Origin of the sequence: Aestuariibaculum sp. M13 (assembly GCF_024723255.1) — a bacterium.
GTDB lineage: Bacteria > Bacteroidota > Bacteroidia > Flavobacteriales > Flavobacteriaceae > Aestuariibaculum > Aestuariibaculum lutulentum.
In genome coordinates this window covers 285,343-296,556 of record NZ_JANIAC010000004.1, presented here as the reverse complement: position 1 = coordinate 296,556, position 11,214 = coordinate 285,343, and the positions used below count along the sequence as shown (strand labels likewise).

At 33.8% G+C, this 11,214-nt stretch carries 5 protein-coding genes; 1 reads left to right on the top strand and 4 read right to left on the bottom strand.

From position 1 onward, the window contains the following. The first annotated feature begins 4 nt into the window (after nt 1-4). Nucleotides 5-1,420 (top strand): DUF1593 domain-containing protein, encoded by a 1,416-nt coding sequence (locus tag NO995_RS14910; RefSeq protein WP_258228192.1) that lies wholly within the window; start codon nt 5-7, stop codon nt 1,418-1,420. A 518-nt stretch (nt 1,421-1,938) separates the two neighbouring features. Here the strand turns inward: NO995_RS14910 and NO995_RS14905 are convergent. Genes NO995_RS14905 through NO995_RS14890 form a run of 4 tightly spaced genes read right to left on the bottom strand, consistent with a single transcriptional unit; the run spans nt 1,939 to nt 11,160 of the window. Beyond that, nucleotides 1,939-2,985 (bottom strand): GntR family transcriptional regulator, encoded by a 1,047-nt coding sequence (locus NO995_RS14905; RefSeq protein ID WP_258228191.1) that lies wholly within the window; start codon nt 2,983-2,985, stop codon nt 1,939-1,941. Nucleotides 2,986-2,991: 6 nt separating this feature from the next. Continuing rightward, nucleotides 2,992-6,585 (bottom strand): alpha-L-rhamnosidase, encoded by a 3,594-nt coding sequence (locus NO995_RS14900; protein WP_258228190.1) that lies wholly within the window; start codon nt 6,583-6,585, stop codon nt 2,992-2,994. Between the two features lie 11 nt (nt 6,586-6,596). After that, nucleotides 6,597-8,843 (bottom strand): cellulase family glycosylhydrolase, encoded by a 2,247-nt coding sequence (locus NO995_RS14895; protein ID WP_258228189.1) that lies wholly within the window; start codon nt 8,841-8,843, stop codon nt 6,597-6,599. Next, complete coding sequence (locus NO995_RS14890; protein WP_258228188.1) at nt 8,836-11,160, bottom strand: glycoside hydrolase family 3 protein; 2,325 nt, start codon at nt 11,158-11,160, stop codon at nt 8,836-8,838. The genes NO995_RS14895 and NO995_RS14890 overlap by 8 nt, the downstream gene beginning before the upstream one ends. Nucleotides 11,161-11,214: the final 54 nt, after the last annotated feature.

Below are 11,214 nucleotides of genomic sequence, written 5' to 3'. Positions count from 1 at the left end.
ATCTATGAAACATATTATTATATTAATTCTAACCCTATTAAGCTATTCTTCTACTTATAGTCAAAATGAAAAGCCAAGAGTTATTGTAACTACTGATGGAGAAGCTGATGACAGAGCTTCTATGGTTCGGTTTTTATTAACCTCCAACGAGTTTGACATTGAAGGCATAATAAATAGTAGTTCGCAATTCCATTGGGTTGGTGGTGAAGGATGGCATGCGTTTCATGATGTTAATTGGATTAAAGATTATATAAATTTATATGCTAAAGTTTATAACAATTTACTCTTACACGACTCAAATTATCCTAGTCCAGAATACCTTTTAAGCAAATGGAAAGTTGGTAACATAAATGAGATTGGAGAAGACTACCTTCGTACCGATGGCGCCAAACTAATAGCCAGTGTTTTACTAGACAACACCGATAAACGCCCCATATGGCTCCAGGCATGGGGAGGTTGCAATACGATTTCCAGAGCTTTAAAAATAATTCAGGAAGACCACCCAGAGCGCATGAGTGAAATCGCTAAAAAAACACGTCTTTTTCTAATTTGGGAACAAGATGAAACTTATCAGAACTACATTAGGCCTAACTGGGAACATTTAAAGATAACCACGATAATTTCAGATCAATTTGATTGTATGGCTTACATATGGCATAAAGTGCTTCCTGATGACATAAAATCCTATTTCGAATCAAAATGGATGGAAGAAAACATTTTAACCAATCACGGTGCTTTATGTGATGCCTATGAAAACAACCATGGCGCTTTTAATGCCGAAGGAGATACCCCTGCATTTCTCCATAATATACCGAATGGACTCAGAAGCACCGAGTCTCCAGACTTTGGTGGTTGGGGAGGTCGTTATACGAAAGTAAGGAATAATGTTTGGATGGACCTCCTACCCGATTCTGAAACAACATATCCTGAAGGACAAAGAAGTATACATAACAGTTGGTCTAAAAAAATGGAGCATGACACAGTTTCAAATAAGGTAACTGTAAGAAACAAATATTTTAAACCCTTATGGATGTGGCTAGAACATGTTCAAAATGATTTTGCCGCAAGGGCCGATTGGTGTGTGAACGATTATAATTCTGCAAATCACCATCCTATAGTAAATTTAAAAAACACCCCTTTAAACATTACTACTAAAGCGGGGTCCAAAATAAAACTAGATGCATCCAAATCCTTCGACCCTGATAATGATGATCTCCATATAACCTGGTGGAATTACACAGAAGCGAATACATATTCTGGTCAAGAAACTATTCCAAAAACTCAATCTTCAATTACAAAATTTATCTTACCAAAGGACGCACAATCCGGCGATACATTTCATATGATTTGTGAGGTTACCGATTCGGGCTCCCCTTCATTAACGAGATACAAAAGGGTAATTATTACTATTTCTGAATAAAATTATTTCTAGTTAGTATTTATTATCACAAAATTTCAGCATAAAAAAACGGGTACAACTACTTAAAGCACCTCCTAAAATGCATTTAAATAGCGGTTATTGACTACAATTGTGATCTGCATCACCCTAATTTTATTTTTTTCTAATATATAAAGTATTGATAGTTTATTTGAATTCATAACTTTAATTATTTGATTGATTTAGTGGAATATGAAATACCACCTTTTCAGAGTCCTTTTATTGAAGATTTAATATAATTTCTGAAACACTTGAATTTATTGCAAATAAAAAGAGAACCTATTTCTAGATTCTCTTGCTTCGTAGCGGGAACAGGACTCGAACCTGTGACCTTCGGGTTATGAGCTTGAAGCCACAACCTCCCAAAACCCTTTTTACTGGGGCTTTCAGCCGCTCGATTTACAAAAACGTATTCGTCTCCGTATTAAAATCGTATTCAGTTTGATGTCTGGATTAGACATTTAATTTCTCACTAAAACTAATATAATTCTTTTATATTTTCAACAGGATATCCTATCAATAAAGCAAAATTTATTTTTAACCTTAGATTTTTGTCTATTGAGCATCATAGATGCAGCTGTTTCTCCCATTAACTTGAAATTTGTAGACATAACAGAAATCCCTAACAATCTCTTAAATGGAGTTTCATTAAATGCGATTACACCAACATCTCTCCCTAACTCTAATTTTAATTGGTTTAACTTATCTAATAATTTTACTAAATCATCATCTTCTAAAACTATGAATAAATTTTCTTTTCCTACAATTGTATTATGAGAAACTTCATTTAAAACTTTGAATCCAAATTCATGATAATTACAAAATTTTTTACATGCATTTGTGATTTTATCAATGTACGAATAATTAAACCTCTTAGGGGTTACTAAAATTAACTCTTGATATTTTTTAATTTTAAAATACGCATTATTTAAACCTTCGAAAGTATCTCTTTCAAAATCTTGAAAAATTTCTATACATTGATTTCCTAACTTTAAATCATTGTTATCTAATATAATTAACCTATCGGAAGAAATACTCTTTATTAATTTTAATACTGTTTCGGAGAAATTCTGTCTTTCGTCGCTACTTGTATTAAAATGAGGCATGATTACAAAGTAATCGTACGTATGTAAATTTTGTTCTAATAAATTAAAAAACAAAACCTCATCGCAATGGTAAACTTCAAAATTAACAAGGTAATCTTCACCTAAATCTTTTGTAAAGGCATTATAAACTTCCAACTTATATTGACTAGGCTTATTAATAAGAAAAAGTACTTTTGTTTTGACGATAATCCTAGAACTGTTTACAAAAGTCCCCTTTCCCTTTTTAGCAACCAAAATCTTTCTTTGTTTTAAAACTTTATAAGCTTTTTCAACGGTATCTCTGGAAACCGAATATTTTTTACTAAAGGTATTTATGGAAGGCATTTTTTCATGAATATTTAAATTCCCCTTTTGTATATTATTAACAACCGCATTAGCTATTTGCATATACAATGGCAACACTGAATTATTTTCAAAACTTAAATTCATAAATTTATTCATTTTTAGTTATTTAACCTCTATTGTATACTCGCCCGAACCTAAACTATATTCCTTTCTATTTCCTTCTATTTTATTATACTGTTGGATAATTTTAAGTTTATCTTCTATGAAAACTTCTATATTTTGATTTTGCTTGTATTTAATCCGGACTTTAGCTGTTGTATTAGGTGGAATAGTAAGGTAGTATGTCGTTTTATCACCTTCGACAACCCATTTACTTTTTATCGTTCCATAGGTAGAATTATAATACCCCTCTGCCCAATCCATATTACCAGTAGGGTCTGGAGTTGGACTTAAAATAAATTCTTTGTAACCAGTTTTTAAAGGTCTTATTCCTAAAGAATAACCATACATCCAAGCTCCCACAGCTCCGAAAGAATAATGATTAAATGAGTTCATACTATTGTTTCCTCCAAACCCCTCTTCTTTTGTATAAGAATTTAATCTTTCCCAAATAGTAGTAGCTCCATTTGTTACTGAATACAACCATGAAGGATAGGAAGTTTGCTGCAACAGGTTATAAATAGCTTCATCATTATACCCCTCTGACAGCGCAATCCCAAGCGATACTGTGCCAACAAAACCTGTCATTAAGGAATTCACCGGGCGTAAAATATTATTAAAATCTGCATTTTGTCTGCTTACTGCCTGAACGAGATATTGTCTTGCTAAAAGCTTATACTTTTCATCAAATACATTAAAAGACAGAGGTATTGCATACGAGGCTTGTGTATCTACTAAATTCCCCTTTTCTGGTTGTAAAAAATCCTTGGGTTTTGTAGCCAACGAAGCACCACTGTAACCTGAGTGAATGGTCTTACCAGTTATAGCATCTACGTAAGTCTCATTAAAAAACACTTTTCGATTTTCATAATAGGATTTATATTTTTCCCGGTCTTTATGTTTACCCAATAATTCAGCAGATTTATATAAAATTTCTAAACTTCTAACTTGATAAGCTGTCCAAAATAAAGAATTATCATTTTTAAAACCTTCCGGACTCAACCAGTCTCCTAAAGGTCCTTCGTCTAAAACACCTGTTTCTTTATCTTCTTTAGATTCCAAAAAGTCTACATATCTCTTCATCGCTTCATAATGGTTCTCTATAATCCTTTTATCACCATATTGCTGATAAAGTTCCCACGGAATTGTAACCCCTGCGCTTCCCCACAACGTACCTCCAAAACCCGTTCCTACTGGTGCAATATCTGGAAACCGGCCTGAGGATTCCTGAAGATCTCTATTAGCAATTAGATGTCTTTTTAAAAACAGGTCAACATGACCTAAATAGGTCGCCGTTTTGGCAAAAACATTTATATCCCCATTCCATCCCATTCTTTCATTTCTTGCCGGAGTATCAGTAGGTATTGACAAAAAGTTACCCCTAAAAGACCATGTTATATTCTGCCAAAGCTTGTTTACCAATTTATTTGAAGTGTTATAAGATGATGCTAATTCATTAATAGAACTAATTACTTTTCCTTTTACACTCTCAATAGGTACTGGCTTTTCAATGCCAGTTATTTCAATATACCTATAACCATGAAAAGTAAAACGTGGCCTTATCAACTCACTTGTAGTTCCCTTTAAAATCCATTTATCGGTTGCTAATGCTCCTCTTATATTTTCCATCATAATCATGCCTACATTACCTTTATACTCGTCAAGGTTCGGATATTTCATTTCGGCATATCTTAATGTTATAGTATCTCCTGCTTCACCACTTAAGTTTATCTCTGGAAAACCAACCATATTTTGCCCCATATCATAAACAAAAACACCGGGCCTTACTTCTTCCATACTTTGAGCTGTTAGGGTTTTAACTATTGTAGCATTTTCACCTATTTGTCCTATAATTTTTAAATCGTCATAATTCAACTCTTTATCGATATAAGCATTTTTACTATTCAGATTAACTTCTACAGCAGTTTTCCAAAGCTCATCGTCATAACCAACTTGATTCCACCCTTCAATATTCTTTTCTTTCATAGCATTGTAATACTCACCTTGAAAAAAGCTCGAATACTCTATGGGTCCATCATTAAAATATTTCCATTCATCTGGATTTGTTGTTACGATTTTTGTTGATCCATCCTGGAATGTCAACTTCAATTTAACTAATAAAGATTGACGATCCCCGAAGTAGTTCCAATTATACCCTCGGTATGTTGCATTTCCACTCCACCATCCTTCTCCTAGTAGTGCCCCAAATGCGTTTTTACCATTGTTAAGCAATTCAGTCACATCATAAGTTTGATACATATGAGTTTTGTTATACTGTGTAAGGCCTGGATTAAAATAATCATTACTAATTCTTTTTCCATTTAAATACAACTCGTAAATACCTCTTGCCGTAACATAAAGCTTTGCAGATTGAATGCTATTATCCACACTAAACTCAGTACGTAACATCGGCATGGAATTTTTACTTGGATTTGCTGTAATGAAAACAGTTTCATTAGAAGCTCCAACTTTATATTGTCCATTAAGCACCTCAACCCCATTATTTATAAATTCCTGAAAAACACCCTTATACTCAACACTTCCCTTTAAATTTTCCTGAAAAACAGTATTTGATGGTTGTCTGAAATTTTTTACTTTTAAATTTTTAAATGAAGCCTTTTGTCCTTGATCCATTTTAAATCCTATATCCGCTAATAAAGGATAAACTATTAAGTCTCCTCCATTATCTCCAAGTGGATTTAAAGATACTCCTCTTACGTCTACCCAGTTAGGCACATCCATTGGTTCATTAATAATATTTTTATTTTCTTTCCCATCTATATAAATTAAGCACTTTCCAAAGTTCATCTCGAAATACACCTGATGCCAATCATATTTATTTTCTGTATTTATTAAACTTCTGGGTATAATGTAAGAGTACAAAGGCTCACTTTCTGAATCACCTGAAGTATAGCCTACCCTGTATACATCAAGTGTTGCATTACCATTGATGTTTTTAATATGGTCTACATTTAATTCAAAAACAAAATAGCTTTGGTCTTTTCCATTTTCAACTCCCATAATGTTAGAATTTTTATCCATCAGTCTGCGGTCGTTTGCTCCAAATACAAATCCAGCCTTTGATGATTGGCTTTCTTCATCTAACTTAACATCATAACTCAATTTAAACACAGAAAGCGCATGAGAGTACAATACCATATCCTCTTGAGAGCCACCAATCCATGTCGCCCCTTCCCAAGCCATTATATCCGAATTCATCAGTCCCGTTTCAAACCATGATTTATTTGTTAAAACTTCATCATTTTGATTCCAAACTTTCAAATCCCATGTGTATTTTGATTCTGATCTCAATGATTCCCCCTCAAATTCTATATTCAACGAAATATCAGATTCTACCTTACCTGAATCCCAAACCTGCAGTTCATTAACATCTTTTACAATAATCTGATATGCCTTTTGAAACAAGTTATTTTTATCATCACCTGAAACCATTTTCCAACTAAACCTAGGTTTAAATTCATCAATTCCTATTGGAGTTTCAAGGTATTCTACCATCAAATCATCAACTCTTGTTTTATTATACTTACAACCAGTTGAAACTAAAAAAGCTAAAAAACAACATATTATAACTCTCATACCAATCATATTTAATGAATAATAATTTTTCTTACTAATGGATCAGTTTTCTCATCATTTATAAAAAAAACATAAAGTCCTGGCCTTAAATCGGAGGTACTAAAATTCATTTCCCCCTCAACCCCATTAGTTTCTTTCACTAACTGACTAAACATATTAAAGACTTTAAGGTTATAGTTTTTTAAATCGCTCTTAATAATAACTTCGCCTTTAGCAGGGTTTGGATATATTTTTGCGGTAACATTTTTAGGTTTTCCATTAGAAAAATTGGTTCCCCAAGAAAAGACCTCCCAACCGTCAACACTTTGTCTATTAGCTATAACTGGTTTCTGTCCATCTTCAGAACTCACATAATAACCTTGTTTACTACGTAAAGCTATCCTACCATCTTCTATTTGTATAAACTTAAATGTTTCAGTGTCTCCTATGTTTAAAGCATTGCAAAGCATATTATTTACTCCGTTTCCTGCCGACACATACATATTATTTGCTCCTAAAAGTGCTATTTCTCCATTCCCTGCATAAACAACCTCAAACTTAACTTGGTTATCTACCTTAATTTTGTCACAACTTAACGTCTCATTATCATCGAGAATAGTTAAATATTTTAAATTATTACCTTTAATCCATATAGTTTCCCCGAAAGGCGGTAAAGTAACCTGAGTTGTGGTAAACTGCTTTACATTGTCTATATGGCCTTGATTTATTCTAAAATTAGGTGTTATATACTGACTCCACTTTTCAGAAATCACTTCCGGAGAATCATAATGAATATCAGGAATAGGACCATCAAATCCATCATAATAACCCCAATTCTCAACTGGATTATCTATTCGTTTTACCTTGTAAGCCCAATTAGACCAAGATACATTTAACTTATTCAAACCTGAAAGATAGCGTTCCCATAAATCCGGGAAATCCCAAAAATTGAATTCACCAGCAAGCACGGGCACATTCCAATTATACATATGATTTGCAACATCTAATAAAATAGCATCTATAAAACCATTTTGAGATGCCCAGTTGGTCTTATCTTCATTATAGTGATGTACTTGATAAAGCACATTTGTCCAACCATAATGTGCTGGAGGTACTACAAAATTGAACCCGGGAAAAGCCCCTATAGATATTATATGGTCCGGATCAATACTTCTAACTTCCTTATAAAGGGTATTATAAAACCCATGAATAGGGTAATTGGTCTGGTCTGAACTTAAAGGTTCGTTTAACAAATCATATGCTGCTACTGTTGGATTGTCTTTATAGCGGTGTGCTAATGCTTTCCAGATATCAATGGTCATTTGTTGATATGTACTGTTCGTCCATAGCTCATTAAAAAAGGCCTGACCACTAGTTATAAAACCGTTCATACCACCAGGCGCTCCGTGCAAATCTAAAATTACATACATGTTACGACTATTACACTCTGCTATTACCCAATCTAATTGATCAAAACCTTGTGGTTTTATAGTACCATCATTATACATTATTTCCATCCAGTAGAAGGGCACTCTCACCATATTCATTCCCATGGCCTTAATATTATCTAAATCATTTGTAGTTATCCAAGCCTTTTGAAAACTGTCTAAAACCACATCTGCTCCATCTTCTCCAAACCTATCGATTAACGAATTTCTAACTGTAAAATCATCTTCCATATACAGATTAAATTCTGCTATGGACCAAAAATTAGAATTAGCCGTTCCTGTTTGTGTTATTTTTATGTATCGCTTAAAATAAATATTTGGTAGCTGAACAAAGATGTTTTCTGTTGAACCAGTTCCAGACATGACTTCCTCCCAATTGTTTGCATCTTCTGAAACTTCAATTTTATAACCACGAGGATAATCACCTGTGTGAGATCCCGCCTCAAAAGACACACGATTAAACAAAACGTTTTCCTGCATGTCAACCATAAAATATTGAGAGCCATCAGGTATTTGTGCCAAACCACTTGACCACCTCGAATTTAAATCTCTATCAAAAACATTCTGTAAATCTGTACCTGGATAGGAGGATGAAGCGCTTGCTTGCCACGTGCTTCTGTTTAATGAGCCTTTACCTACGGGTCCCATCCAATATTCCATGCTTAACCAAGCCCCTAAATTTGTCCCTCTAAGTGTTATGGTATCACCCAGACCATTATTGTTTCGTAAAACGGTGCCATCTGCTTTTAAAAAATCTGCTGAAGTCATTTGACCATGAACAGAAAGTGTTAAAAAGCATACAAAGGCTATATATATCTTATAATTACTCAATGTTCATACTTTTTTTAGTTAGTTTAGATATTTCTCGATTAGGCACAAGGCTTTTCGTTGTTTTCAATACTTCTAAAGTGTTTGGAATTTCTATAGACTCCGTAAACGAAATATTTGATATGGAATTTCCAACCATTATTTTATAGGTTCCAGCCTCTAAAACCCACGCCGATTTTTCAGTTGAAAACGAAGCATAATCTTTAGGCTCTATTTGAAAATAGATATTTTGATATTCATTGGGACTTAATAATTTTGACTTTGAAAATGCCCGTAACTCTTTGCTCGGCTTTTCTAAATTACCGTCAGGTGAAGCTATGTAAACCTGCACAACCTCTTTTCCTTTAACATTCCCAATATTCTTAACAGAACAACTAATTTCCAACACTCCGTCTTTATTTACATTAATAGAGTTATTTGCAATTTCAAATGTTGTGTAAGACATCCCGAATCCAAAAGGATAAGAAACCGGCACATTAAACGTTTCAAAATACCTATATCCAATATAAATATCCTCCTCATAAACAACCTCTGATTCGACACCTACCAATGCACTAGGAAAGGGATTATCTACCAATTCCCTCCCTGGAAAATTTTTAGAAGAATAATGATCCATATACCTGTTAGGAAAAGTCATTGGTAATTTCCCTGAAGGACTAGTTTCACCTATTAAAATATTGGCAATAGCATTACCTCCTTCTTGTCCTCCTTGCCACATTAAAAGAATACTATCTGCATAGGATTTCCAACTCGTCGTTTCAATAACACCTCCTATGTTCAAAACAACGATAAACTTTTTATTTTGGCTGTGATATGCTTCAGCTAATGATTTAAGTAAGGTATCTTCTTCCTTAGACAAATAAAAATCGTAAGCTTGTTTTCTATCGTAAAACTCTCCGGATGTTCTATTTATGGTTAAAATTCCAACACTAGTTTTTTTGGAAATACTGTCCAATTCCGTTCGACTCCATAATTTCTCTGGTAATATTTTATCAGGACCAAAAGACCAAGCTTTTTTGGGCATACTATCAAGCGTTCTTGCTATATAATTTTGATATACCTCTTTTAACTCCTGAGATACCTTTAAATCATTACCTTCTAAACCCTCCAATAAAGAAACTGAATAGGCCATATTTACATTGCCACTCCCAGTTCCAACAGCAATAGTTTTGTAAGATCCAACACCAAATAAAGCCACATCTTTAGGTTCTGACACAGATAAAGGTAAGGTTGTACCTTCATTCTTTAAAAGAATTGCACCTTCTTTAGCTGCTTTTTTGGCTATCAATTTCGATCTATCAAGATCAGGTGCCCCTGTAGGTTCATAACTTAGAAAACTTGGTGTTTTTTGATAAATATTTAAAATTGCTTCTACACAATTATCCAAATCTTCTTTCTTTAACTCACCGTTTTTTACCGCTTCTACAATCATGCCCTTATGTTTTGGAGTTCCCGGCATCAACAAATCATTTCCTGAACGAATTTGTTTAGGAACATCTTCTCCAGCAAACCAATCAGTCATAACAAAACCATTAAAGCCCCATTCATCTCTTAATATATTTTTAAGTAAATCGGCACTCTCTGAAGCATATTCTCCGTTTATCTTGTTATAAGCAGACATAACTGTCCATGGGTGAGATTCTTTGACTGCAATTTCAAAACCCTTCAAGTAAATTTCTCTTAATGCTCTTTCACTTACTATCGCATTAATACGACTTCTATTAGTTTCTTGGTTATTTACGGCTAGATGCTTAATTGAAACACCAACACCTAACGATTGTACTCCGTTAGTAAAAGCTGAAGCCATCTTGCCCGATACTAGCGGATCCTCTGAATAATATTCAAAATTTCTTCCTCCCAAAGGGTTTCTATGTATATTTAAAGCAGGAGCCAAAAGTACATCTACTCCATATTCTTTAGCCTCATGCCCAAATGCTTTTCCTACCTCCTCCATAAGCTCAGTATTAAAACTAGACGCCAACATGGTAGCTACCGGAAATGCTGTAGCATAATATGTTTTATTTGGATTATCTTTACGTATGGGGTTTATACGTACTCCTGCTGGTCCATCTGCAAAAACTACAACAGGTAAATTAAGGCGTTCATTTAATAAACTTTTTCCGGCTGCTCCAGGCACATTACCCCCAACCTCTCCAACTCCAGTATCTCCTCCTTCAGACCATGGTATTTCCATCTCAGACCCAATAACTATTCTTTCTTTCTCTTCCAAAGAAAGTTTTTGAATTAATTCTTTGGTAGATTTTTGAGCATGTAGATTTCCGGCAACTATGAATAATATAATTAATAAGTATTTTTTCATCTTTAGTTTAATTTATTAAGCATGAAGAATACTTCAGCTTATTACACAATAAGA